Raw genomic sequence first — 25,974 nt, 5'->3', positions numbered from 1 at the left:
TTCAGCGATTTTTTACCAAGTCGCGGAATGCGGAATCATAGTCAAAGAAAAGACGATTGGCAATCGCCCAGGCGGATAAAGTTTGCTTTTTCGAATCGACCCGTTCGGCGCGATTTTCAAGGGTTATCCGGCCTCGCTGACGGGCCGTCGCCTTGCGCCGACACCACCTCCAACCCCGCCGGGAACGCCCCGAGACCTAACATAAAGGCCAACGTGCGAGCCTCGTTTTCGTCGAAATTTCCGGAAATTAGCGCTTCTTTGGAAATCGTGTATCGGATAATCGGCGCGATCAAAACGCGGTTGTCGAGCAAAATCGGTATTCTCCGATTGACGTTGTTGCCCGTTATTTCGGCCAATATCGCCGCTGCCTTCTCATCGAAAACGACCGCGACCGACCATTCCCCCATCGTACTCCGATGTGCCGAAGCCGCCACAATGTGCTTTCCGGTTAGCTCGGGAAGGTCACGCAACAAGAAAAACGCCTTCTTATCAAGTGGATGCTCCTGTACATACACGCGATAACCGGGCGGCGGCGTCGCCCCGTGCGGAGCGAGAAGTTCGGCCACGTCCGCGCTCGACGCGGCTTTGGCGTCCATCAATTTGAATTCGAAGCGCGGCCCGAGGCGGATCACATCGCGCACGTCCTTCTCCACGAGCAAGCCCCGCGCGCGCAGCAAGATGCGGTCGGGATACTCCGGCGTCAGCGAGAATACGGGCCGCAGTTCCTTGCGGGCTCGGCGGTTCTTCGGTAACTTCTTGGCGGCGGCTTTACGTTGCAGCCGATCGCGCAAAATCGGCAGCGATTGATCCACTGCGGCGTGCACGATTCTCGTTACTTCTTCCTCTTGCGGCGTGGCCAGCAGCAAAAAACGGTCGTCTTCTTCGGTTTTCTCGGCGTCGTAATTCGGCAGGCGTTCGGCCAACAAAGCGACCGCGCCGTCCCGCTCGGCCTGCTTGGCGAAGACCAGCACGAGACCGTCCTGCTCATCGCTCATATACATATCGGCCGTCATGCGGCTGGTGTCCGGATCATCGCGAAGCTGCTCGGCGAGATCGACCAAGGCGCTGCGCACCGCTTGCCCTACATTCACGCGCAGCACCATTTCCAGTTGCGGGTTGGGCAGGGGTGGGATTTTGGTCGGATCAACCTCGACGCCTTGGCTCGCGCAGCCGAAGCCGGCCGCTACCAACAAAACCAGCATGATTGCCGCAACCCAATGTCGCGCTCGGTGGGTGATCATCGTGCGACTCCCGTGTTAGGTTCCCGTTTTGGCGCGAAACTCGGACACGTATTCCGCGAAGTTTCCCTCGGTGATGGCCTGTCTGGCCGCCGCCATCATCGACAAATAGAAAGTCAGATTGTGGATCGATAAAAGTCGCAGCGCCGTCGGCTCCCGCGCGACAAACAGATGCCGCAGATAAGCGCGCGAGTGGTTCCGGCACGTGAAGCAGTCGCACTCGGCGTCCAGCGGGGCGGGATCATCCTTGTGCACCGCATTGCGGATGTTCACCCGGCCGCTCGACGTGTACAGCGTGCCGGTGCGCGCGTTGCGCGTGGGCATGACGCAATCGAACATGTCGACGCCCGCGGCGATCATCTCCAGAATATCCTCCGGATGCCCCACGCCCATCACGTAGCGGGGTTTGTCGGCCGGCAGCATCGGGGCGCTGAACCGGGCGACGCGCATCATCTGTTCCTTGCTTTCGCCGACCGAAAGCCCGCCCAGCGCGTATCCGGGCAGGTCCAGGGCGACGGTTCGCTCGGCGCTGAAGCGGCGTAACTCTTCGCTCATGCCCCCTTGCACGATGCCGAACAGCGCTTGGTCGGCGCGGGTCTTGGCCGCAACACAGCGCTCCGTCCAGCGAAGGGTGCGCTCGGTCGATTGCCGCACGTATTCATCCGTGGCCGGGTACGGGATGCACTCGTCGAAGGCCATGATGATATCCGCGCCGAGAGCTTCTTGTACTTGGATGGACAACTCGGGCGTGAAAAGGTGTCGGCTGCCGTCGATGTGGCTGGCGAAGCGCACGCCTTCTTCGGTGATCTTGCACATGTCCGAGAGCGAGAACACCTGGAAGCCGCCCGAATCGGTCAAAAACACGCCGTCGCGGCCGATGAAGCCGTGCAATCCACCCAGTTTGCGGACGATTTCATGACCCGGGCGCAGGTAGAGGTGGTAGGTGTTGGCCAGCACGACCGGCGCATCGAGAGCCGCCAGGTCGCGGTTGTCCAGCGTCTTGACCGAGCCCCCCGTACCCACCGGCATGAACACAGGAGTATCCACCACGCCGTGCGGCGTGTGCATGCGTCCCCGGCGGGCGGCTGTGGACCCGTCGGTGGCCAAGAGTTCGAAACGAAAATGTGTCATGCGCGTTCGATCCAGCAGGCGTCGCCGTAGCTGAAAAAGCGGTACTGCGCCGCCACGGCTTCGCGATACGCCGCCAGCAAGCGTTCGGTGCCGGCGAGGGCGCAGACTAACACGAGCAGCGTGCTTTTCGGAAGATGGAAGTTGGTCAGCATGGCGTCGATCACGCTCCAGTCATGCCCCGAGCGAATGAACAGATCCGTGCTGCCCGCCGCGGCCGCCAGCGGTCGCCCGTTTGCGCCGAGGGTTTCGAGCACCCGCGTCGCCGTCGTGCCCACCGCCACGACGCGCCGGCCTTCCTCCCGCGCCGTCTGGATTGCCGCCGCCGATTCCGTGCTCAGTTCGTAACGCTCCGCGTGCATGACGTGGTCGTCGAGACGTTCGGTTCGCACCGGCAGAAAAGTGCCCGCCCCCACGTGCAGCGTCAGGTCGACGACCTCCACCCCGCGCGCCGCAATTTCCGCGAGCAGGTCGGGCGTGAAATGCAGCCCCGCGGTCGGCGCCGCCACCGCCCCATCGCGCCGGGCGTACACCGTTTGGTAGCGCTCGCGATCCTCGGCCAGCACCTCTGGCGGCTCTTCGTCTTGCCGGTGAATGTACGGCGGCAGGGGCATGCGTCCTTCCTGGGCCAGGAGGCGTTCGAAATCGTCCCGCGACACCGGAAAGCGGACGTCGATCGTACCGTCCTCGTGCTTCGCGGAAACTTCCGCGCCCAGCTTGCCGAACAGCATCCGTCGACCCGCCCGCATCGTCTTGGCCGGCTTGACCATCGCCCGCCACGTGACGCCGTCGGCATGTGGGTGGAGCAGCAGCAGTTCGGCGCGCCCGCCCGTTTCGCGTCGCCCGATGAGGCGCGCGGGCAGCACTTTGGTGTCGTTGCGCACTAAGACGTCGCCGTTTTGCAGCAAATCGAGGACGTATCGGAAGCGTTTATGGTCCACTTGGCCGCTATTTCGCACGACCAGCAGCCGACTTTCGTCGCGCCGCGCCGCCGGGTGCTGGGCGATCTGCGCCGCGGGCAGCTCGAAATCGTAGGTCGATAACAGGTCGTCATGTTCGCTCATGGGGCGGAGTCTAGCACGAACCCCGCCGCTGACAACAAGCGTCGGGCCCGGGATTCTTCGGCCTCGCCGCAGGGTGGTAGGAAGGGGACAGGGTGCAGGGTACAGGGGACAGCGAATGCCCTCACCCCCGCCCGATACCCAGCCCTACTTAGACCCTCTGCGACCCAGCGAGACCGACATCAACCCCGTGCGCCTCATGTTTCCATACCCAGCCCGGAGGCTGGAGTGAGGGTACAGGGTACAGGGTGCAGGGGACAGCGAATGCCCTTACGCCCGGCCGCATACCCAGTCATTTGGGACGTCCCGACACCGCCGACGCGGTGGACGGGACGAAGGTCGCGTTGCCATACCCAGTCATTTGGGACGTCCCGACACCGGTAAAACAAAAGCAAAAGCAAAAACAAAAACAAAGTTGCCATACCCAGTCATTTGGGACGTCCCGACACCAAAACGGCGGGGGGGGTGATTCTTTACCCCGTTGCCATACCCAGTCATTTGGGACGTCCCGACACCAGAAGCTATAAAATGACTGGAGATTTCGGGTGTTTACAGCATCTGTGACTGGAAAAAAAAGCTTCATTCGGTCCTTTTTAGTGGGGTAAAGCCTCAGTTTTTCTCCTCAAATTGCCGGCCCGAAGGCTCGCGTGAGGGTACAGGGGACAGGGTGCAGGGGACAGCATGCAGCCCACCATGGGCCCGCTGCGACCCCGACCAATGCGAAATCGGCGGGATTTGCTAGTTTCCATACCCAGCCCCGAGGCTTGATTGAGGGGACAGGGGACAGGGGACAGGGTGCAGGGGACGCCCTCACCCCCGGCCCCTCTCCCGCAAGGAGAGGGGAGGCAGGCTGCGACGGTTTTCGCTTCCCTCTACCTGTGGGAGAGGGACGGCCGCAGGCCAGGGTGAGGGCCGGGCAAGGCTGAGCTTCAACCGTGATGGTTTGGTCTGGATCCCCGCCTGCGCGGGGATGACGAAAGAAAGATTGTCGGTACTACGGACGCCGTCGCTTTCGCTTCGTTTCGTCCCGTCATTCCCGCGCAGGCGGGAATCCAGGTTGTGGTAAATTGCCTGTCCATTTGTGGGGAAACGTCATTCCCGCGCAGGCGGGAATCCAGGGAAAAAACGCGAAAACCGGGACACGTAACAAGACCATGTCTCTGGGTTGCGATCACTGCTGAATTTCAAAGAGCCACACCGAAAAGACAAATGCCCAACAGGGCCGATTAATCATCATAGTCGGTAAACAAACAAGTTATCACAGCCGGCCGATCGTGACAAGAAAGCACGACACCGTTTCACCGCTTCGGCGGGAATAGCGGGGCGGTTATCGGCAAGTCGGCGGAGGCAAAAAAAAGCCGCCCGGCAAAGCGGGCGGCGTGGGTTGTGGTAGAAGGTTGTCGCGAATCAACCCGGTTGCTGCGGCATGGTGCCCAGGGCTTGTTGCACCTTTTCGATAAACGCCGCGGGCTCGGCGGGCTTGTCCAGCCACAGGTCGACCGGCAGCCACGTGTCGTCCGGCGCGAAGCGGTAGGGCACTTTCTTTTCTTCGTGAATGCTGCTCAGGATGATGATCGGCAGGTCGCGCAGTTTCAGATCCTCACGAATCTTGCGCGCCACGTCGAAGCCCTCGTATTCGGTGGACATCATCACGTCGAGCACGACCAAATCCGGTTTTTCCGACTGGATTTTGGCCAACCCTTCTTCGCCGTCGTAGGCGCTGATCACTTCGTAGCCGTGACCGCTCAGGATCGCGGAATGGGCCGCGATGAAATCGGGATCATCGTCAATCAGTAGAATTTTCGGCATCACGCGTCCCCTTTCAGACGGAAGTTTTCATCTGGGCCATTTCGGCCGCGTTGACCAATTGGTAGGCGATCGGCGAAGCCGTCAGCGCCGGGTGCGTGCCGATTTGGAACGTGGCGATGTCGTCGAAGGTCATCTTCTTTTGGATGCAGGCGCTCACCACATTGACCACTTCACCGGCCGCGGCGCCGCCCATCAACTGGCCGCCGAGCAACACGCCGGTGCGCCGCTCGAAAATCAACCTGACCTTGATGTTCTTCGCGCCGGGCATCATGCCGGGGTGCCGATTCGGGCCCTCGGCTTCGCCGATTACGTAGTCGTAGCCGGCTTGCTGAGCCAAACGTTCGGTCAGTCCCGCGCAGGCCAGGGCGAGATCGCCGATGGCCGTCGACCACACGCCGATCGTGCCGATGTTCTCACGCCGAATGCCGAAGAGGTTGGCGCCGGCAATGCGCGCTTCGGAGGAAGCGATCGACGCCAGCTTGAGCGGCGAGGGACGGCCACCGAAGAATGAAACCTTCTCGGCGCAATCGCCGCAGGCGAACACGTGCGGGTCGGAAGTTATCATGTAGTCGTTCACTTCGATGGCGCCGGTGGCGCCGAGTTTGAACCCGGAGGCTTTCGCCATCTTGATATTGGCGACGGCGCCGATACCCATGATCACCGCGTCGGCCTTGAGTTCTTCGCCGGTGGACAAACGCACGCCCTCTACGGCCCCGTCGCCGGTGAACTCTTCGACCTTGACGCCGGTGCGCAATTCGATGCCGCGTTCGGTGAGCGTCTTCTCAGCGGCCATGGCGAAGTCTTCGTCGAAGGAAAGCATCAGGCAGTGCGGAAGCAATTCGACGATCGTGACCGATTCCACGCCGGCTTTTTTGCATTCGTCGGCGAATTCCACGCCGATGAAACCGCCGCCGACAATCACCAGGTTTTTCACGCTCTGGAGGTTGGCTTGCAGTTCTTCGAGCATGGCGACGTCTTTGTACACGGCCCAGACGTTTTGCTTATCGAAACCCGGAATCGGCGGCATGGCCGGCAGCGACCCGGTGGCGATGATAAGGCGCTCGTAGCTGATTTCCGCGCCGTCCAGCAGCTTGACGAGGTGGCCAGCGGTATCGACGGTCTCCACTTCACCGAGGAGCAATTCGATATTGTTTTTGTCCAACGCCGTATCGGGAATGAGGTTCTTTTGCGGCGTGCCGACGGTGCCGAATACATACGGAATCCCGCAGGGGATGAGGACCTGTTTCTCCATGCGGATCAACAAGACTTTTTTCTCCGGATACTGGCGGTGCGCGGTGATCGCTGCGGTAAGGCCCGCCGCGCTGCCACCGATCACGATGATGTCAAAAGCTTTTTCGGCCATGATCCATTTCCTTCCGTTGTTCTTAAGTTCCTAAAAGCCTCAAATAACACGCCAAAACACATGAAGATTGGCGAGATTGACGGCATATTCTACGCTCAGACGTCAAAACATTCAACCACTTATGCCAAAAGAGCTGAACTTTGGTGTGAATGAGGCGGAAGTGGCCGAAGTCGGCCCCAGGGCTCACGCGCTGGGCAAAAGGATGTCGCCCCGGTGGGGCTGAATGGGAGGCGGGGCCGGACCTTGTTTGGTCAAGCGTCAACCTTGCCGCGGCGGCCGGGCGTGTCTCCTTTGGCGCCACGGGCTTGGGACCCTTCAGGCAGCGGCACCGGATAGGCGATCACCGTGTTGCGGCCACGTGACTTGCCGAAGTACAGCGCCTGATCGGCGTGCTCGAGCACGTCTTGGTAGGTACGGCCGTCTTCGGGAAAGCTCGCCACGCCGATGGTGATCGAAAGCTGCGACGCGGACGATCCATCGCGCAATCGAAAGATGTTTTCGTCCACGCCGCGCCGCAGCGCCTGCGCTAGATTGAAGGCGTCTTGTTTCGACGTGCGTACGGCGCAGACGGCGAATTCCTCGCCGCCGTAGCGCGCCACAAGGTCGGAATTTCGGCAACGGGAACGGAATATCTGCGCCAACTCCACCAGTGCGATGTCGCCTTCCAAATGGCCGTGGGTGTCGTTGAATTGCTTGAAATAATCGACGTCGATCAGGAGAAGCGTATACGGCAACGCGGAGCGTTTATGCCGCATATGCTCGTCTTCCAGGGTTTGGAAAAAGTGCCTCCGGTTGCCCACGCCGGTCAGTTCGTCGGTCAGGGACAGTTCTTTGAGTTGGCGGTAGGTCGTGTAGTTTTGGATCATCGTCGCGATTTGCAGTGCGACGGTGCTGTATAACCCCTGATCGCTTTCGGAGAACGCGTTTTTTTCCGGCTTGGAAATGTTGAGCACGCCGAAGGGCGAATGATCGTCATCGAGCAAGGGAATCGCCAACAAACTCCCCTCGTCGACGCCGTGGTCCTGCAACTGCTTGTATCGCGGTTCGACATCGACATCGGGCACATACATCGCCTGCGCGCTGGCAAACACATACCCGGCGATTCCCTCCGGCGGCCGCACGGAAAAGTTTTCGCGGACTTCATCGGAAAGGCCCAGGGCGGCTTTGATGCGCAGCACGCCTTCTTCGTTGTCGTAGAGCATCAGGCTAAACAGATCGATGCCCATCAATTCGCCGATGAAATCCAGCGTTCCGTCGTGCAGGCGATCAAAACGCGCGCCGCCCAGCGAGTAGGCAAGTTCAAAGAGGCTGAAAAGTTCGAGCGTTCGTTCCGACAGGTCCTTGTTGAGTCGGCGTAAGCGCTCGACTTCCGCTTCCAGTTCCGCAATGCGGGCGTTCTGTTCGGCCTCGCGGATGCGGGTACCCTCAGATGTCTTTTCGGCCATGATCGGAGCTACTATTTCTCGGCCGCGCTTGCCAGGGTCTTCATAAACGGCGTGAGCAAATCGATCGGAATCGGGAACAAGGTCGTCGAATTGTTCTCGGTGGCCACTTCCCGCAGGGTTTGCAGGTAGCGCAATTGCAGCGACATCGGATTCTCGCCGAGAATCTGCGCGGCTTCATTGAGCTTCGTGGCGGCTTGATATTCGCCTTCGGCGGCGATGACTTTGGCGCGTCGCTCGCGCTCGGCTTCGGCCTGACGGGCCATGGCGCGCTGCATTTCGTGGGGCAGGTCGACGTGTTTGACTTCCACGGCGGTGACTTTGACGCCCCAGGGATCGGTGTGTTTGTCGATGACGGCTTGCAGTTCCATGTTGATCTTGTCGCGTTCGGAAAGCAGTTCATCCAGTTCGCTTTGACCCAGCACCGAACGCAGCGTCGTTTGGCTGAACTGGCTGGTGGCGTACAAATAGTTTTCCACTTCGATGACCGCCTTGATTGGTTCCATCACCTTGAAGTAGATCACCGCGTTCACTTTCACCGACACATTGTCTTTGGTAATAATGTCCTGCGGCGGCACATCCGTGGCGATGATGCGCGTGGAGATGCGTACCATGCGGTCGACGAAAGGAATGATCCATCGCAGGCCCGGCTGTTTGGATGCCGCGATGCGACCGAAGCGGAAAATCACGCCGCGTTCGTATTCGTTGAGAATCCGGACGCCCGACAGCAAAACCAGCGCGGCCATGCCGATAACGATCAATAAACCCATTACAAACGGCGATGCCATATCAAGACTCCTTCGTTTCGTTGAGCATTGCGACTTTTAGACGAAGGCCGTCGGCAGCGACGACCCGAATTTCCGCACCGGCCGGTATGGGGGCGGCGGCGGCGTTTTCGGCCTCCCAGTAAACCCCTTGCACCAGCACTTTACCTTTCCGCGCGATCTCGGAAGCGGCGGTGCCCGTTTCGCCCACGATGCCTTCCTGGCCCGTGCGGCCTTTTTGTACCTGTCCCCGAATGACTTTGTAGGCGACGAAAAGCGTGAACAGCCCCATGGCGATCGCCGTGGGTAAAATCACCCCGAGCGAGGCCTGCAACTGGAACTCGGCGGCGGGGAACACCTTGTCCGGCGTGTTTTCGAACAGGAACAGCGAACCGACGATCAACAACACGACTCCTCCCGCGGTGAGCGCCCCGAAGCTCGTAAACTTGAACTCGAGGATAAACAAGACGATACCTGCGACGATCAGCAGCAGCCCCACGGTATTGATGGGCAGGATCTGCGTGCTCACCGCGAACAGAACCAGCGAAATCACACCGACGACGCCCGGCAGAATCATGCCCGGGTTCGAGAACTCCGCGTACAAACCGAGCATACCAATAATCATAAACAGGTACACGAGGTTCGGATCGGCCAAGTAGAACACCAGTTTCTGCTTCCAGGTCATCGACCGGCGGTCCAACGTCGCCCCGGCCAAAGCGAGGGTGTGTTTCTTGTCGTGGCCGAGCACGATTTCCATCCCGTCGGCGAGGGCAAGCAGTTCGTCCACGTCCTTGGCGATCAGGTCGACGACTTTTTGCTTGAGCGCTTCGTCGTCGGTGACCACGGCGGCTTCGGTGACGGCTTTCTTGGCCCATTCCACGTTGCGACCGCGCTTTTTGGCAATCGCCTCGACGAAGCCGACGATGTCGTTGGTCGCTTTGGCGCGCATGGTTTCGTCCATCTCGCCGGTCATCGACACGGGGCTCGCCGCGCCGATGCGGGTGGAAGGTGCCATGGCCGCCACGTGACCGGCCAGGGTGATCATAACGCCCGCGCTGCCGGCGTGGGCGCCGGGCGGGGTTACATAGGTGATGATGGGCACGTCGGCATCAAGCATGGCCTTGACGATGTCCTGCGTGGAGTCGACTAAGCCCCCAGGCGTATCGATTTCAATCAGCAGGGCGGCGGCGCCGGCGGCGGTCGCGGTTTCGACGGCGCGAATGATGTAGTCCGCGCTGCCGGGATTGATCGCGCCGTCTACGGTCAGTACGTGCACCACCGGCGTACCGGGCGCCGCAACTTGAGCCAGCGCCCACAAGGCCAGGCCTAAGATCAGAAACGCGGTAAATAGAATTGTCCGTGCTTTGCGCAAGTCATTTTCCTTTCGTGCGTTGCGGGACCGTCCAGTTCAGATGGGCGATAACTTTCTGGAGATCTTCCCACGTGGGACGCTTCGCTTGCGGGCTGCGCAGCAAATACGCGGGGTGATAGGTCGGCATGACGGGAATTCCCTGGAAATCCTGCCATTGGCCTCGCAATTTGGAGACCGCCACCTTGGTGTTCAACAAGTTTTGCATGGCCACCCGCCCGAGACATACAATCGCCCGAGGTTGAATCGCTTCGATTTGAGCGTGCAGAAACGGAATGCACGCCTGCACTTCGTCGGCTTCCGGGTCACGGTTGCCCGGCGGCCGGCATTTCACGATATTACCAATGTAGACATCGCCGCGCTTTTTGCCCATGGCTTCGATCATTTTGGTCAGCAAGTCGCCCGCGCGCCCCACAAAGGGTATGCCCTGACGATCTTCTTCCGCCCCGGGGCCTTCACCCACGAACATCAGCTCTGCCCCCGGATTGCCGGCGCCGAACACGATGTTTTGGCGACCCTCATGCAGCTTGCAGCGGGTGCAATCGCCGAGAAGATCGCGGATACGGTCCAGCTCGGATTGCCGTTCCGCCGCCGCCGCGTCCGATATCTCGCGGGGGGGCGGCGCGGTTGCCGGCGCAGCGGCATCGGATTCGGCCGGCGCCATGGTGGGACGCAGGCGCGGTTGGGCGTGCGCCAACTCGACCAGTTTTTGCTGGTCGGCGGTCAGTTGCCTCCCGAGGCCTTTGAGGGCCATGAGACTCTCGGCCAGGGCGGCGAGTTTTTCCGACAAAAGGTCGTCGTTATCATTCACGTCCATACCTCAGATACAGAAGAAGCCACAGTCCAACTTGATTATCTCCGAATATACACGAGCCGGCGTAAAAAGCCACGGAGGGAAATGGACCCGTGACGCGGCGGCTGACGGTTTTGCTCTTTTTCCTCTCGAAATGTGGCGACAATCGCTTGACCGCGGCGAAAACCCGGGGCTACACTCCTATTCCCTTTGCAAGGAGCAATGCTGGTGAACCGAATTATGTCCGCGATGGCGGCTCTCTTTCTTGTTGTTTTGATTGCCGCGCCCGCGGCCGCGCAGGTCGTCACCCAGCCCGATGCGTATGAGAGTCCCTTCGGTTCGAATGTCTCGGGTTTTCTCAGCATTAAGCTGGGCCTGGTCGGCTTGCCGGACTTCGACGCCACCGCCTCGCCTGTCAGTGAGGGGTTGAATTACCGCACGCGGCAGGAACAAGCGATGATTCCCGGGTTCTCGGCTCATCTGGCGTTGATTCCCGTCTTCGGCAACAACGGCATCAGCATGGAGACGGGATACGAAATCCTGACGCTCAAATGGAAGCAGGATGTCAGCGACAACGTCGGCACCTACGGCGGCGATTCAACCCTCGCCTTCAGCTTGGCGAGTTTTTCGGTCAACTACTTGCGCTATTTCCTTCGCGGCCCCAATCGCATTTACTTGCTCGGCGGCGCCGGGTACGCCTGGGCTTCCGGCAAACTTTCCAGTGAAACAGGCGGCGACGGCGAGTCCTCCAGCGCCAGTTTCCCCAATTGGCGAGTCAACACGGGCCTGGGATTCGTACACCAGATGCGCACCGGCGCGATCGGCACGGAGTTGCGGGCCGATTTCCCCTTGCTGGATACCGAGATGAACTTCGACGACGCCAAGGGCAATTTCGATGTCTCGCTGGAGCACACGGTCATTATTCACCTGGGCATCACCTTCGCCATTGGTCGTCTCGTCGAGCGCTAACTACGCGACTTCATTTGACAACATATGAGCCAAAAAGGTACCTTGATCGGGGTATGGTCTGGCACCGTTGGGGGGGGCGGTACGGGTTTTGTTCCGTACCACCGCCGGGCAACACAAAATCTCGACATATCGTTGATGCGAAGAATGGAGAAGCTGGGTGGGCGAGCCCATCGTACCGTTTGATTTCAGCAGGTTGACTCGAGAAAAACTCGCCGACCGTGGTGGGAAGGTCTCGGTGCGCGACTTTGCCAAGCCCGTTCGCGGCGACGCGACCTTCGAGGATTGGTGGGCTTCGTTGCCGCGCATCCTGGCCGGTCGCGAACTGCGCGAGTTGGTCGAGGCGATCGTGGCGGCGCGAACCGTCGGGCGACCGGTGCACCTGGCGATGGGCGGGCACGTGGTGAAAGTCGGTCTCGGCCCTGTATTGGCCGACTTGATCGAACGCCAGGTGATCACCGCCGTGAGCGTCAACGGTGCCTTCTTGATTCACGATTTCGAAGTGGCCGCCGTCGGCTTCACCAGCGAGGACGTCGACGCCACGCTCGGTAGCGGGCGTTTCGGCGTCAGCGAGGCAACGGGTCAGGCGTTCGCGGATATCGTCGACCGCGCCGCCGAAGCAACCACCGGGTTGGGGAACGCCGCGGCCGAGTTTCTGGCCACGAACGACTTACCCCACGCCGACGCCTCGGTGCTTGCCGCCTGCCATCGCGCCGGAGTGCCCGTCACGATTCACGTAGCGGTGGGGACCGACGTCGTTCACCTTCATCCGGCGTTGCACGCCGCCCGCCTCGGCACGGCGTTGATGCATGATTTCGGCGTGTTCACCACGCTGGTGAGTCGGCTGGGCGGTGGTGTGTTCGTCAATATCGGCAGCGCGGTGCTCATGCCCGAGGTGTTTCTCAAGGCGCTGACCGCGGTGCGCAATACGGGAACGGCGGTCGAGGACATGACCTGCGCCAACCTCGATTTCATTCGCCATTATCGTCCGCTGACCAACGTGGTGACCCGCCCGGTGGCGCAGAGCGGGCGAGGAATCAACTTGGTCGGACATCACGAGATCATGGTGCCGCTTATCGCGGCGGCGGTGATACGACAATTGTGGTCACCTGCGGAGGACGAATGAGAAAAGTCCTGGTTGGAGAGAGTAACTACTCCGAATTCGCCGTACTCAACGACTACTTGAGCGGCAAGGGATTCGAGGTGCATTGGGTCAAGACCGGCCCGGACGCCGTGACCGCGGCCGAACAATTGGAGCCGGTCCTGGTTATTCTCGACGCGCTGATTCCCGGCCTGACCGGGCTGAAGGTTTGCCAAAAGGTGAAGAAATCGCCCGGCGGCGAGGCGATCAAGACGATTCTGCTTTCGAAAGTGTATCGCCAATTCAAAGAGCAATACGAGTCCCGCCGGACGATGGGCGTGGACGCTTACAGCGAAAAGCCGGTCAACGTGGCCGACCTGGACAAGGTGATCAATCGTTTGATCGGCGATTTGGAAACGCCGCTGCCGCGACCCGCGCCCGAAGCCGGGCAGCAGCCCGAGGCCGGGCGGCGCAAGATGGGCACCCACGGACATTTGGGCGACACGCCGTTCCCGCGGCTGTTGTTTTATCTCTACAAGTACCAGCGGACCGGCGCGCTGCGCGTCATGCACGAACAAATCAGCAAGGTGATTTACTTCCGCGACGGCGAGCCCGTGTTCGTCACTTCCAACCTCTCCAATGAATCTCTGGGCCGCTTCATGGTGCAACGCGGCATCATCACCGACGAGCAATACAACAACAGCCTGCAACGCATGCTCGAATCCGGCCGCCAGCAAGGCGCGGTGTTGATGGAAATGGGCGTGATCACGTCCCACGAGCTTTTCCAAGCTCTGCAAGGGCAAATCCGCGAGAAAATCCTGCGCATCTTTGCGTGGGACGAGGGCGAATACGAGTTCCGGCCCGGTAGTTTCACACTCGATGATTCGGTGCAGTTGGAGATCCCGACGCTGAAACTTATCCTGGACGGGGCCAAGCGCTTTTACACCCTGACGCGGCTGGAGCGCTACTTCAACGAGTACAAAAACCAGCGGCTGCGGCGACTCAAGAAATCGCCCCTGGCTTCGGGCGAGATGAACCTGGCGCCGCACGAAGCGAAGTTCTTCAAACTCGTGGACGGCAAGCGAAGCGTCGGCAAGATCGTCGCGCACAGCAACCTAAGCCTGTCCGAAACCTTCCAACTGCTTTATTACCTGCTGCTTGCCGAAGTCATCCGCTTCGTCGGCGACCCCGGATTCGCCAAGCGCGGCGTCAAAGAGCAAGCGGCGTTCCTGGCCGACCGCAAGCGCCGCACCGACGAGTTGCGCGACTTGAAAGACGACAAGGGAATGGTCCTCGATGACCGCCGCCGGCGTTACCGCCTGGCCGTGTCGCGGGCCTACGACTTGCTGGGCGCGGTCAACCACTACGAACTGCTCCAGATTGCGGCCGACGCCACGTCCGACCAGATCCGCGGCGCTTACCACACGTTGGCCAAGCAGTACCGGCCCTTCGATCTGTATCAAGACGCGGAACCACAGCTCCGCGACATGAGCGACAAAGTTTTCAACGCGTTGACCGAAGCGTACGAAACCTTGTTCGATCCCGAACGGCGAAGCGCCTACAACGGGAAAATTTGGGGACGTCCCATCCCCGAGCCCGACCTTGCCGCCCCACCGGCAGCCGCGGTTGCCGAGCCGGAGCGAACCGAGGCCGAGGCCGAACGGGTCGCAGCCGAAGTCGTCGACAAGACGGCGGTCGAGGAAGACGATCTTGGGTTGGGCGATCTTTTCCAGGAGGCCGAGGCCGAGGAGGCAAAGCCGGCCGCGGCGGTTTCGGAAGATGTCGGCTTCGCCGATTTTATCGCCGAGGAAGAGCGGGTGGTCGAGGACGACATCGACACGCCGGACATCGAATGGGATGTCGGTGAGGATCTGGCCGGGGGCGCCGAGACCGACGCGCAACAGGAACTGGTCGATTTCGGCGGCGATGACGAAACCATGCGCAAGGTTTCCGAAGCCGGGAAAGTCACCGAGAGCATGGCGAGTCTTGTCCGGAGCGAGTTGGCGTTTCAAAGCGGCGAGGACGCATTGCACCGCCAGGCCTACGACGAGGCCATCGCGCATTTCACCGAAGCCCGCGACCTCAACCCCAACGAGGCCGAATACTTCGCCTATTTGGGTTGGGCGACGTTTCTGGGCGCACCCGATGAGAATAACGCCCGCTTGAGCGGCCGCGATTTGATCGAACAGGCGCTGAGCATCAACCCGGTCCTGGATAGCGGCTACACCTTTCTCGGGATGATCCACCTGCGGGAAGGCGACCGCGACGCGGCCCGTCGTTCGTTCGAGCAAGCCCTGCATTACAACCCCGACAACGCGCGCGCCAAACAAGAATTAGCCAAGTTGGAGAACGTGTAGTGCGGCCTAAAACTATCCTCTTAATCGAGCCCGATCGGCATGAGCGCGAGGAACTGGTCGGCGTTCTGCAGAAAATCGGTTATGACGTGGACGGCGCCGGCGATTCCACCGAAGGCTTGCGCATGTTTACCGAACGCCGGCACGATTTGGTCGTCGTCGAGGTGCTCATACCAGGCGTCAACGGGTTGCAGGTGTGCAAGATCGCCAAGGAGCAGGGCGAAACGTGGGACGTCAAGGTCATCGTCGTATCCAAAGTGTATCAAAGCCGCGCCATGGAACACGACGCCATCAATCGCTACCACGCCAACGCCTATTTCTCGCGGCCGTTTCCCGTTGTGAAACTGCTCGATGCCATCGCCGGGCTCATCGGCAAACCGACGGCCGCCGACCGTATCGTGCCGCCGCCGCCCCCGAAATCGCCGCCCCCGAAGTCGCCGCCGCCGCGCGAACCGCAGCCGGAAAAACCGGCGAAACCGCCGGCCCCCGAGCCGCCGGCTCCGGAACCGCGGCTTCCCGATCCGCTGCTCGAGGAGGGTGAGCTTAGTCCCGAAATCCTCGGCGGCATACTGGTCAAATTTCGCGACGACAACGAGTCCTGCCTGCTGGAAGTGAAGAGCGAGGATCAGGCCAAACACATCTTTTTCCGCGACGGCAAACCGGTATTCGTCAAATCGAACATCCCCGAAGAAACGCTGGGCCGCATGTTGGTCAACGACCGGGTGATCAACGAAGAGCAATACAAAGACGCGATGGTCGAAATGGCCGAAACCGGCAAACGCTTCGGCACCGTCGTGGCGGCGATGGGGCTCATCTCCTCCGACGACCTGTACTATCACCTCGTGCAGCAGACCCGACTGAAAATTGGGCGGTGCTTCGCCTGGCCTCGCGGCTCATACCGGATCGACCGCGACACCCAATACCCCGAGGAAGCCACGACCTTTGAAAGCGAACCCTTCGCCGTCGTGCTCGACGGGTACCGCGACCATATCGACACGGCGCCGCTGGAAAGCTGGTACGAACAGCACAAAGCCCACTTCCTTTTTTTCGGTTCGCAGGAGGCGGTCGCCGAGGCGCGACAGCATCTGACACCGCCCGAACGGCAAGTCGTCGCGTCGGCCGACGGCAAGATGACCCTGGGCGACGCGGTCGGCGACAGCACGCTTGGGCTAATGTCCGCCCTGCGCTTGATCCGCGCCTTGGACCTGCTGGGCGTCGTGCGCCTGGCCGCGGTGGCCAAAGACCCGGAGTTGGAGGCTTACGCGTCCCAGCCGCCGCCGACCCCGGAACCGCCGGAAGTCGACCCTCGCCAGGAAAACCGCGTGCGAAGGTTGAAGTCGTTTTTCGTCCAGATGGACGACCTGGATGATTTCGCCTTGCTCGGTGTGGCGCGCGAGGCGTCTGCCGACGAGATTCACCGCGCCTTTTTAGAGCAGCAAAAGGAATTTCATCCCGACACCTTCACACTCGCCGCACCCAAACGCGTGCGCAAGATGTCGGTGACGGTCAGCCGCCGGTTGCAGCGGGCTTACCACAACCTGCGCGACCCTGAAACGCGGCGCCGCTATTCCGACCGACTGGAGCGCGAGGCCGCGTCCTCGAAGCAGGCGCCGCAACGACCGGCCGGCGGCGAAGCGGCCGAGGAAAGCCCCGTCGACAAAAAGAAGCAGGCGATGCTCGACTATCAGGACGGCATGATCGCCTTGGAACAGCGACGTTACGCGGCGGCGGTTGACGCCCTGAAAAAGGCCGCGGCCGGAGATCCGAAAAACATCGAATATCGCGCCAAGTTGGCCGAGGCCATGTTCAAGCTGCTGGAAGACCCAGGCGTTACCTGGGATGACGTGGAATCCGTCGCCAAGCGGGTTTTGGCCTCTGACACCAAGCGTGTGGACATGCTGCGCCTGGTTGGCCAAGTGAAGGCGAAAGTCGGCGACGATGAGAAAGCGCTGTCGTATTTCAAGAAAGCGTTGGAGTTGGATCCGCACAACCCGGATCTAAAACGCGACGTGCATTATACCCAGCAACGTCTCAAGAAAAGCGGTGACAAAAACTGGTCGCTTTTCGGGAAGAAGTCATGAAACAAACACGAGTTGTGCTGCTCTCTTCAGACGTGCGAGTCGGCGCGGAAATGCAACACAGCCTGCCGGAACATTTCGTCTTCGACCACCTGGTATCAGCCCGCGAATTCTCCGACTTGGTCGAAAGGCGCATGCCGCACGTCGTGGTTGTGAGCATCGTTCTGCCCGACGCCAACGGCCTCGAATTCGTCCGGCAACTTAAGCAAGATCCCGAAACGTCAGTCATCACCACCATCGCCCTGTCCTCGTTCCGACGCGCTGCGGGATACGGCGACGAAATCAAAGCGCAATATCGACTCGACGGCTACCTCGAATTGCCCGTGCATCCTAACGAATGGCAAACGGCCATCGAAGCGGCGATGCACCGGACCGCCTTTGCTCAGGGCGAGGCGGACCAGGCCGTGCGCGCCACCGCCGCCGAATTGGGCCTCGAGACACCAACCCATATGACGATTCCCGAAGCGCCGCCGGCCGAGCCGGAACCGGCACCGGAACCCAAGCCGGAACGCGCGCCTGCGGCGGTCACTCAGCCGAAAGCGAACCGCGAGCCGGATGAAAAAGGAATCCTGGGGCTCATCCTGTTGCCCGAATTGTTGCTGAAGTATTACCGGTCGCACGCCAACGGCTTGCTGGATGTGCGAGCGATGAACGAACGCCGCGAAATTTTACTGCGCGACGGCATCCCTGCGTCGATTCGCACGAATTTCATCGCCGACGACGCCCTGGGACAAATCATCGTCTCGCGCGGTTTGATCGATCCGGTGGCGCTGGAGAAAACCTTGGTGGAAGCCCGCGAAAGCGGGCGCAAGATCGGGTCGCTGCTGGTCGAAAAGGGTTTTCTCTCCAACGCGGATCTGGAGGCGTTGTTGCGGACGCAGGCGCGGCGGAAAATCAATTCCGCGTTTCGTTGGCGGGAGGGTAGCTATTCCTTCACGCGCGGTGTGCAGCACATCGATGACGCTGTTCCCATCGACCAGGACATGCTCGCGATCATCGTGACGGGCATCGAACGACATTACGACATGGCCAAGCTGGAAGAACGGCTTTACGTAAACAAGGGCGCGATCGTGGAAAAGGTCGACTTTCCCGAGTTGACCCGGGAAAACCTCAACCTGACCGAACGGGAATGGCGGGTCTTGGAACTGGTCGACGGCGAAACCTCCTTGGGGGAAGTGATCGCCAAGGCCGATCTGAATTTCTCGCGCACCTTTCAAGTGCTCTATTTGTTTTTGCTCTTCGGCGTGATTCGTTTCCAGGGCGGCGACCGTTTCTTGCGTGTCGACGGTGCCGTGGCCAACCGCGCGCAGGCCGAAAGCGGCCATCGAACAGTCGGCAAAGAACAAATTCTGGACGACGAGGGAGACGCCGATGTCGGCAACTTGTCCGAAACGCCGCTCGGGCGTTATTTGTTCCACTTGTTGCAAACCCAGGCCACCGGGCGACTCGCGCTACGCCGCGGCGAGCATGAAGAACTCGTCTTTTTCAAACGCGGCGTGCCGGTCAAAGTAACCTCCAGCCACCCCGGACCCTTGGCCCTGGGGGAACTGCTGATCGCGCGCGGCACATTGTCGCCCGGGCAACGCGACCAAGCCCTTGAAAAAGCGCTGGGCGAGGGGCGGCAAATCGGGGAAGTGCTCGTCGCCGACCAGTACGTCTCGCCGCACGAGTTGTTCAAATCGTTGCTGTCGCAGCTCGAGAATAAGTTGTTGGCTCTGTTCGGTTGGACGGAGGGAGGCTACGAATTCGAAGAGGGCGTTGAAGCCGAAGGCGACGCGCCGTCGGCCGGCATCGACGTGACGCGACTGATCATTCAGGGCATGCGCCAAAACGTCGCCGCCGAGCGCGTGGGCGAACAGGTCGCGCGGTATCTCGATCGCGCGGTGCGCAAAAGCACGGATACGGATCTCTGCTGCTTCTTCAGCGAACCCAAAGAGCAGCGGCTCGTCACGCTCATCGACGGCCGCCGAACCGTGCGTACACTGCTGGAAATGGTGCCGCTGAAACGCGCTCTGGCGCTGGAAGTCGTTTACTGCCTCTTGCAGCTTGAACTCATTGGGTCACGAAAGAGCTAAGCCCGGCGTCTTTTCCGTCAGCCGCAGCAACCCGCCCGGCGATTCGCCGAAGCAGACGTGTTCTTGCCGTTGAAATCATCCCCCACGTAACGGATGCGGTAGATCGCGTCGCCTTCATCGTCGGAAACAAGCATCGAACCGTCGGGCAGCACGAGCAAATCAACCGGCCGACCCCAACGCGAGCCGTCTTCGTTCAACCAACCTTCGGCGAAGGTTTCATACCCTAGCGAGTTCCCCTCGGTGTCGAGACGCACGAGCGTTACGCGATAACCGATGGGCACCGAGCGATTCCAACTGCCGTGTTCGGCGATGAATATCTGCCCGTGGTATTGCTCGGGAAATTGGGTGCCCGTGTAGAAGCGCAAGCCGAGCGAGGCCACATGCGGCCCGAGTTTCTGAACCGGCGGCGTGTAGTCGTCGCAACTACGGCCGGGGCCGAAATCCGGATCGAGCAAGTCGCCGCCGTGGCAATAGGGGAAGCCGAAGTGCAAGCCCGCCGCCGGGGCGCGATTGAGTTCGTCGGGCGGCAGGTCGTCGCCGAGCAGGTCGCGGCCGTTGTCGGTGAACCACATTTCGCCCGTCGTCGGGTGCCAGGTGAAGCCGACCGTGTTGCGAATGCCGCGCGCGAAAATCTCCAGCCCGCTGCCGTCGGGATTGATCCGCGTGATCGACGCGTAAATCGGGTCGCTTTCTTCGCACACATTGCACGGCGCGCCCACCGGCACATAGAGTTTGTCGTCCGGACCAAAGGCGATGAACTTCCAACCGTGTTGATCGTCAGTGGGGTAGTCGTCCTTAAGTACGACCGGCGCGGGCGGGTCGGCGAGGCGGTTTTCGATGTCGTCGAAACGCGAAATACGACTCACCTCGGCCACGTACAACGACCCGTTGCGGAACGCCACGCCGTTAGGCGAGTTCAACCCAGAGGCAATGACGTAACTTTGGTCGACGTAGTGATCGTTATCTTCGTCCAGCAGCGCGAGCACGCGGCCGGTCGAGCGACTGCCTACAAAAATGACGCCCTGATCGCCGCGGGCCAACGATCGCGCGTTGTCGACGTCCTGCGCGAAGTAGTCGATGGAGAATCCGGGCGGCAATTCGATACGTGCGTCCAGTGTCGTCGGTGTGTCATCGTCACTATTTGTGTCGTCATCGTCATTATTGTCGTCATCGTCGAGGTCGTCATCATCGTCGTTGGGGTCGTCATCGGCGTCGCCGTCATTGTTGTCGGCCGGCGCTTCTTGGTCCCCGTCGCGGTTTTGATCGCCGCAGCCGGCAAGGACACCGAGGGGGATCAACCCCATCGCCAACCAGAGCGCCAACATCCAAATTACTTTTCTCATGTTCGACCTCCATACGCTGCCGCGGCGTCAGGTCCGGCTATCGAACCTCATCAACACAAGTTAATGCGGATCACCGACGATGCCACGCGGGGAGTATCTAGTGCGCGGAGTCGCCGGGTTGTACGGGAAATCGGCCACTTAGGTCGTCGTCTTGTTTCATTCTCGGGTCGCAGCGTTTTTGTGAATCTGGACGAATTCCGGAATGGTTTACGCCGCACTGCGGCGTAAATACACGGAATACTTGAATAAAAATCCATCCTTTCAAACAGTTAGGGGAGTTGACAAAAGCTCGTAGTCAGGCTAAAAAAGCGCGATTGCTCAATATTGGGCAATTCCGAGGTTGGGGTCGCGGCGCCGCCCGGGGCCTGTGGACTTTAACCCGAAAAAGCGAGGATGCATTGATGGCCGGAGTCGAACTGCCAAAGTATTTCAGCAATCGCATTGTTACACATGAGCAGGCTCTGGAAGCTACGGTGACCAATGGAACAAGCTTGGTTACGGGTTTCGCGACGTCCGAACCGATCGCGGTGTACGAGCGGTTGTGGGATCACATCCAGAAGCACGACCTTCGGGACATCACGATTCGCCAGGCGTTGTTTATGGCACCCCACCGGCTGCTGGTCGGCGATGCGTTGGCCGCCGGTGGATTGCTGCGCGGCATCGTGGAGGGAACGAAGACGCCTTCGCTGATCGGCGCGTTGGCTCGGCGGGCCAATGAGATCACCAAGAAGGTCGAGGGGCTGAGCAAGCTGATCGATCATTTCCGTGAGTTGCAGGAACGGCGGATCGTTTTCGTGTCGGGTTTCATGGGCGCGGCGAGCAACATGATCATTCCCAAGAACGCCATGACCCGTCTGCTGTATCCGGAATTCGTCGGGCGCAACAAGTCGCGGATGGGAATCGTGGATATGCAGTCGGTGCACTTTCCCGACGCCACCGGCGGTATGGCGTTCCGGCACGACGGCACGCCGACCTTCAACCTCATTGCGGCCGCCGTCACGCCTCCCAACGCGCAGGGTGAAATGAGTTTGGGCATCGCCAACGGTGCTACGTGGGAAACGATGACGTTCGCGCTCGAGAAGCCCTCGATCAACATCGTGCTCTATATGAACGCGAAGTACCCGTTCACCTACGGGTACGGCGATGCGTCCAACACTTTTCATTACAGCCAATTCCGGCGGGCCGCGAACGAAGGCCGCCTTTTTGTCGTCGAGGACGAAACGAGGCTTCCCTCCTTGCCCGCAGGCAGTTTCGACAACCCGGCCGCGGTGGAAATGAAGATCGCCGAGAACGTGGTCAATCACATCGAAATGCACCCCGAAGACACCCACGGCCGGGCGATCCAAGTGGGATTCGGCGGCACCGGCGTGTTGGCGATTAAGCTGCTGGCCAACTCCGCGTGGACCGGGCGCAGCTACACGGAAATGATGGAGCCCTTCACGTGGGATTTGTGGGAAGCGGGCAAAATCGCCGGCTCGCACTTCGTGGAACGGGACGGCTCCCGCACGCAGCTTGACGGCAAGCTCGTGTTCACCTTCAGCATCGGCGTCGACGGTGACGGCTTTTACGAGAAGATGCACAACAACCGGGACGTGATTTGCGCGCCGTCTTCCCGGGTCGTCATTCCCGAAGCGTTCTACGGCGGGTTGGGAATCAACAACTGCCTGAGCATCGATTTTCAGGGTCACCTTAATTCCGCCGGCCGCGACAAAAACCACTACTCCGGCATTGGTGGCGCGGCGATGATCAACCGCGGCCTGATCGTGGGCGGCATTGCGTATTTGTGCATGAAGTCGACGCACCGCACGCCGGAAGGCAAGCTCCGCTCCTCGGTGTTCCCCTTCCAACCGGTGGGCACGCCGCTGAGCCTGATCGGGCCCGACTTTTTCGGCACGCGCGACGGCGCGAAAGTCTTTCTGGCCACCGAACACGGTGTGGCGCAAGTCAACGCGCAGCCGCAAAGCGATTTCATTCGCAGCATCATCAGCGTGGCCGACCCGGATTTCCGAGGGTGGCTCAAGCAACGCGCCTGGGAGGAATTCCGGGTCAGCGTTTGACCGCCGCCTTGCTCGTGGCTCAATCGGACGGCCCCGTGTTGCGTGTTGCGGGGCCGTTGTTACGTTAAGCGCGTTTCAAATACTCATTCCAACGCGGAGGAAGTGCTTCCATGGCCAAAGGGCTCAAAGTTCTTTTTGTGGCGAGCGAAGTCGCGCCCCTGGCAAAAACCGGCGGTATGGCCGATGTGTGCGACGCCATCCCGAAATACCTCGCGGAAGCTGGGCATGACGTCGATGTCATTCTGCCCTACTACCGCGTCGTCAAAAGCGTGGCGAGCCCGGCTGAAACCGTGCTCAAAAAATTCACGGTCTCCATCGGCGACGCCAAGGTTTCCGGTGCCGTACACCGCCTCGAACTCGATCGCCCCTGGCGGGCGCTGGCCGTCGAGAACGACCAGTATTTCGACCGCGAGGGGTTGTACACCGACCCGGCCCGCGGGGCTGATTACGCCGACAACGCGGAACGATTCGCGTTTTTTGCCAAAGCCGTGCTGGCCTATCTGCGAGCCGCGAAAAGCAAGTACGACGTGGTGCATGCACACGATTGGCAGGGCGGACTCGTCGTTTCCTATTTGCGCTTGTTCGGCGATCAAGAGGCGAAATGGGCCGCGCCGGCGACCGTCGCCACGATTCATAATTTGGGTTACATGGGGCTGTTCCCACCCGAGGCGGGGCACGTGTTCGGGCTGCCGCCCGAGGCCTTCCACGCCGATCAATGCGAATTTCACGGTCGCTGGAGTTTGCTCAAGGGCGGCCTGGCCCACGCGGATATCATCTCGACGGTTTCGGAGAAATACGCCCGCGAGATTCAAACGCCGGAGCTTGGCTTCGGGATGGAAGATTTGCTCGCCGCGCGCGCCGACCGGCTCGTGGGCATTACGCACGGCGTCGATTACACAGAGTGGAACCCGGAAAGCGACCCGTACATCGTTGCCACCTACAGCGCCGCCCAGCTGGAGGGCAAGCAAGAATGCAAGTTGGATTTGCTGGCCACCTTCGGCATCGCCAAGGAATGGGCGCGCAAACCCGTGATCGCGTTTATCGGCCGCTTGGTGGAACAAAAGGGTCTCGACCTGATCATGCCGATCGTCGAGGACATCGTCGCCCACGGCTACATTCTGATTTTTCTTGGCGAAGGCGAGAAGAAATACGAAACCAACTTGCGGCAATTGCAGGAACTGTTTCCCGAAAGTGTCGGCGTGCATCTCGGCTTCTCCGAGGAGTTGGCGCACAAGATCGAAGCCGGCGCCGACCTACTGCTGCTGCCCAGCCTGTACGAACCTTGCGGCCTTTCGCAGATGTACTCCCAAAAGTACGGCACGCTGCCGGTCGTGCGCGCCACCGGCGGCCTCGACGACACCGTCAAGGGGTGGCGGAAGGGCTCGCGCGGCGCCAACGGCTTCAAATTCGTTGACAAGAACCCCGAGGCATTGCTGAAGGTCTTGGCCGACGCCGCGATGCTTTTCGAGGACGGGACACGCTGGCGCAAGCTTGTGGACGCCGCCATGGCGACTGACTATTCCTGGCCCAAGATCATCAAGAAGTACGAGCGCCTTTATCGAAAAGCGATACGCGTCCGCAAAGAGGATGGCCAAGCGCAAGCCGCGCCGTTGCCTGACGGGCAGTCGTGATTAACCTTGGGTTCGGGGGTGTTTCATGGCCGAATTAATTCGCTGCGAACAATGTGGGACGATGAACCGGGCGCCGTTGGCCGCGCTGGAAAACGAGAAAGCGCGCTGCGGCAAGTGCAAGACTGCGCTCGCGATGCCGTCCCAACCCATTGATACCGACGACCGCCGTTTCCACGACGACGTACTGGAAAGTGAACTGCCGGTGTTGGTCGACTTCTGGGCGCCGTGGTGCGGCCCCTGCAAGATGATGGCGCCGGTGTTGCGACAACTGGCCGCCAAGCACGCCGGCCGCATCAAGGTCGTCAAGCTCAACACGGAAGAGAACCCCCGCGCCGCCGCGCCTTACGACATACGCTCGATACCCGCCATGCTCCTTTTCAAACAAGGCCGCGTCGTACATCAGGTGATCGGCGCGCGCCCCCTTGCGGCGCTCGAGCAGGAACTGCTGCCGCAGTTGTAAGCAACGACCGATTCAATCGCGAATAAAGGTGCCCGCCCGCAATTCCGCGAGGGTTTGTTGGATTTGCTCACGCGTGTTCATGACAAACGGCCCCCAACGGGCGACGGGCTCGTGGAACGGCCGGCCGACCACCAGCAGGAAACGCAGCGTGTCGCGATCGGAACGAGCATGCACGACTTCGCCGGGACCCAGCACGACCATGTGGGATATCGGCGCCGGCGGGCGCGCTTGATCGCCGAACACTCCGTCGCCGACGACGATATGCGCGAAGGCCGTGTAGTCGGGATTCGTTTCGTAGGTGAAGAGCACACCCGGCGGCACGGTCACGTCCAGGAACGTCGGGTCGGCCGCCACGTCCCGCACCGGACCGACGGTGTCGCCAAAGCGGCCGGTCAGCACGCGCACGCGCGCCCCCGATTCGGCCGAGACCTCCGGGATGCCCGCCGCGGCGAATTCCTGGTAGCGGGGCGCGGTCATTTTCTCTTTCGCGGGCAGGTTCACCCAGAGTTGATAGCCCCACAACCGGTTGTCGACGCCTTGGGGCATTTCGGAATGGAGAATGCCGCGACCCGCAGTCATCCATTGGGCGTCGCCGGGCTTGATGAGGCCCGCATTGCCGATGCTGTCCCGGTGTGCCACCCGCCCGTCCAAGAGGTAGGTCACCGTTTCGATGCCGCGATGCGGGTGTTCGGGAAAGCCGGCGAGGTAATCCGCGGGTAGGTCGGATTTGAATTCGTCGAGTAACAGGAAGGGATCCAGGTAGTCCAACGCGGGCGACCCAATGGTGCGCTGCAAGCGAACTCCGGCGCCTTCCAGAGTCGGTTGCGGGCGAATCACGCGCGTGACTTCGCGAACGCTTTTAGCCATCGCCAACCTCGTTTTCTGTTGATCGATTACAACGTAGTGACGATGCCCGCGGCTGCCAAGTCGCTTTTCATCCGCCGCCCCTGGCCAAGCCTATC

The 25,974-nt window shown here is 60.8% G+C and carries 19 protein-coding genes and 1 CRISPR repeat array; of the genes, 8 read left to right on the top strand and 11 right to left on the bottom strand.

Annotated elements, in window-relative coordinates:
* Window positions 1-116: 116 nt before the first annotated feature.
* From P9L99_04885 to P9L99_04845, 9 genes are all read right to left on the bottom strand, one after another.
* Window positions 117-1,241, bottom strand: a complete 1,125-nt coding sequence (locus tag P9L99_04885; GenBank protein MDP8222674.1) for a hypothetical protein — start codon at window positions 1,239-1,241, stop codon at window positions 117-119.
* 15 nt (window positions 1,242-1,256) lie between these two features.
* Window positions 1,257-2,369, bottom strand: coding sequence for a tRNA guanosine(34) transglycosylase Tgt (tgt, locus tag P9L99_04880; GenBank protein ID MDP8222673.1), 1,113 nt, complete (start codon window positions 2,367-2,369; stop codon window positions 1,257-1,259).
* Complete coding sequence (gene queA, locus P9L99_04875) at window positions 2,366-3,430, bottom strand: tRNA preQ1(34) S-adenosylmethionine ribosyltransferase-isomerase QueA (GenBank protein MDP8222672.1); 1,065 nt, start codon at window positions 3,428-3,430, stop codon at window positions 2,366-2,368. Before queA ends, tgt begins: the two co-directional genes overlap by 4 nt.
* A 274-nt stretch (window positions 3,431-3,704) precedes the next feature.
* A CRISPR array of direct repeats spans window positions 3,705-3,943; the repeat unit is 37 nt; unit sequence CGTTGCCATACCCAGTCATTTGGGACGTCCCGACACC.
* 891 nt (window positions 3,944-4,834) lie between these two features.
* Entirely contained in the window at window positions 4,835-5,236 is a 402-nt protein-coding gene (locus P9L99_04870; GenBank protein ID MDP8222671.1) for a response regulator, read from the bottom strand.
* 13 nt (window positions 5,237-5,249) lie between these two features.
* On the bottom strand, window positions 5,250-6,599 hold the full coding sequence (locus tag P9L99_04865) for an FAD-dependent oxidoreductase (GenBank protein MDP8222670.1): 1,350 nt from the start codon (window positions 6,597-6,599) through the stop codon (window positions 5,250-5,252).
* A 251-nt stretch (window positions 6,600-6,850) separates the two neighbouring features.
* A complete protein-coding gene (locus tag P9L99_04860) occupies window positions 6,851-8,044 on the bottom strand; it encodes a sensor domain-containing diguanylate cyclase (protein MDP8222669.1) in 1,194 nt (397 codons plus the stop codon).
* An 11-nt stretch (window positions 8,045-8,055) separates the two neighbouring features.
* Window positions 8,056-8,829 carry a slipin family protein gene (locus P9L99_04855; GenBank protein MDP8222668.1) on the bottom strand — a complete coding sequence of 258 codons (774 nt, stop codon included), beginning with the start codon at window positions 8,827-8,829 and terminating at the stop codon, window positions 8,056-8,058.
* A 1-nt stretch (window position 8,830) separates the two neighbouring features.
* Window positions 8,831-10,177, bottom strand: a complete 1,347-nt coding sequence (locus P9L99_04850; GenBank protein MDP8222667.1) for a nodulation protein NfeD — start codon at window positions 10,175-10,177, stop codon at window positions 8,831-8,833.
* Between the two features lies 1 nt (window position 10,178).
* Window positions 10,179-10,985 (bottom strand): uracil-DNA glycosylase, encoded by an 807-nt coding sequence (locus P9L99_04845; GenBank protein MDP8222666.1) that lies wholly within the window; start codon window positions 10,983-10,985, stop codon window positions 10,179-10,181.
* A 210-nt stretch (window positions 10,986-11,195) separates the two neighbouring features.
* On the opposite strand from P9L99_04845, the gene P9L99_04840 reads away from it, so the two are divergent.
* From P9L99_04840 to P9L99_04820, 5 genes are all read left to right on the top strand, one after another.
* Window positions 11,196-11,936, top strand: coding sequence for a hypothetical protein (locus P9L99_04840; protein ID MDP8222665.1), 741 nt, complete (start codon window positions 11,196-11,198; stop codon window positions 11,934-11,936).
* A gap of 157 nt (window positions 11,937-12,093) precedes the next feature.
* Entirely contained in the window at window positions 12,094-13,059 is a 966-nt protein-coding gene (locus P9L99_04835; protein MDP8222664.1) for a hypothetical protein, read from the top strand.
* Window positions 13,056-15,371, top strand: coding sequence for a DnaJ domain-containing protein (locus P9L99_04830; protein ID MDP8222663.1), 2,316 nt, complete (start codon window positions 13,056-13,058; stop codon window positions 15,369-15,371). The genes P9L99_04835 and P9L99_04830 overlap by 4 nt, the downstream gene beginning before the upstream one ends.
* A complete protein-coding gene (locus tag P9L99_04825; GenBank protein MDP8222662.1) occupies window positions 15,371-17,449 on the top strand; it encodes a response regulator in 2,079 nt (692 codons plus the stop codon). Before P9L99_04830 ends, P9L99_04825 begins: the two co-directional genes overlap by 1 nt.
* The gene (locus P9L99_04820) at window positions 17,446-19,521 is read left to right on the top strand and encodes a DUF4388 domain-containing protein (GenBank protein MDP8222661.1); all 2,076 of its coding nucleotides are present in this window, start codon (window positions 17,446-17,448) and stop codon (window positions 19,519-19,521) included. Before P9L99_04825 ends, P9L99_04820 begins: the two co-directional genes overlap by 4 nt.
* A gap of 17 nt (window positions 19,522-19,538) precedes the next feature.
* Here the strand turns inward: P9L99_04820 and P9L99_04815 are convergent, their stop codons facing one another.
* Window positions 19,539-20,864, bottom strand: coding sequence for a sorbosone dehydrogenase family protein (locus P9L99_04815; GenBank protein MDP8222660.1), 1,326 nt, complete (start codon window positions 20,862-20,864; stop codon window positions 19,539-19,541).
* A gap of 401 nt (window positions 20,865-21,265) precedes the next feature.
* On the opposite strand from P9L99_04815, the gene P9L99_04810 reads away from it, so the two are divergent.
* The 3 genes from P9L99_04810 to trxC all read left to right on the top strand — a co-directional run bounded on the left by P9L99_04810 (window position 21,266) and on the right by trxC (window position 25,012).
* Window positions 21,266-22,921: an acetyl-CoA hydrolase/transferase C-terminal domain-containing protein gene (locus tag P9L99_04810; protein ID MDP8222659.1), complete on the top strand. Its 1,656-nt coding sequence runs from the start codon at window positions 21,266-21,268 to the stop codon at window positions 22,919-22,921.
* Window positions 22,922-23,031: 110 nt separating this feature from the next.
* Complete coding sequence (gene glgA / locus P9L99_04805) at window positions 23,032-24,552, top strand: glycogen synthase GlgA (GenBank protein MDP8222658.1); 1,521 nt, start codon at window positions 23,032-23,034, stop codon at window positions 24,550-24,552.
* A gap of 25 nt (window positions 24,553-24,577) precedes the next feature.
* A complete protein-coding gene (gene trxC, locus P9L99_04800; protein ID MDP8222657.1) occupies window positions 24,578-25,012 on the top strand; it encodes a thioredoxin TrxC in 435 nt (144 codons plus the stop codon).
* A gap of 12 nt (window positions 25,013-25,024) precedes the next feature.
* On the opposite strand, the gene P9L99_04795 is transcribed toward trxC, so the two are convergent.
* Window positions 25,025-25,879, bottom strand: a complete 855-nt coding sequence (locus P9L99_04795) for a pirin family protein (protein ID MDP8222656.1) — start codon at window positions 25,877-25,879, stop codon at window positions 25,025-25,027.
* Between the last annotated feature and the right edge of the window lie 95 nt (window positions 25,880-25,974).

Origin of the sequence: Candidatus Lernaella stagnicola (assembly GCA_030765525.1) — a bacterium.
Taxonomy (GTDB): domain Bacteria; phylum Lernaellota; class Lernaellaia; order Lernaellales; family Lernaellaceae; genus Lernaella; species Lernaella stagnicola.
Note: the sequence above shows the minus strand (reverse complement) of the source record. Positions and strands in the feature narration are given on the sequence as shown.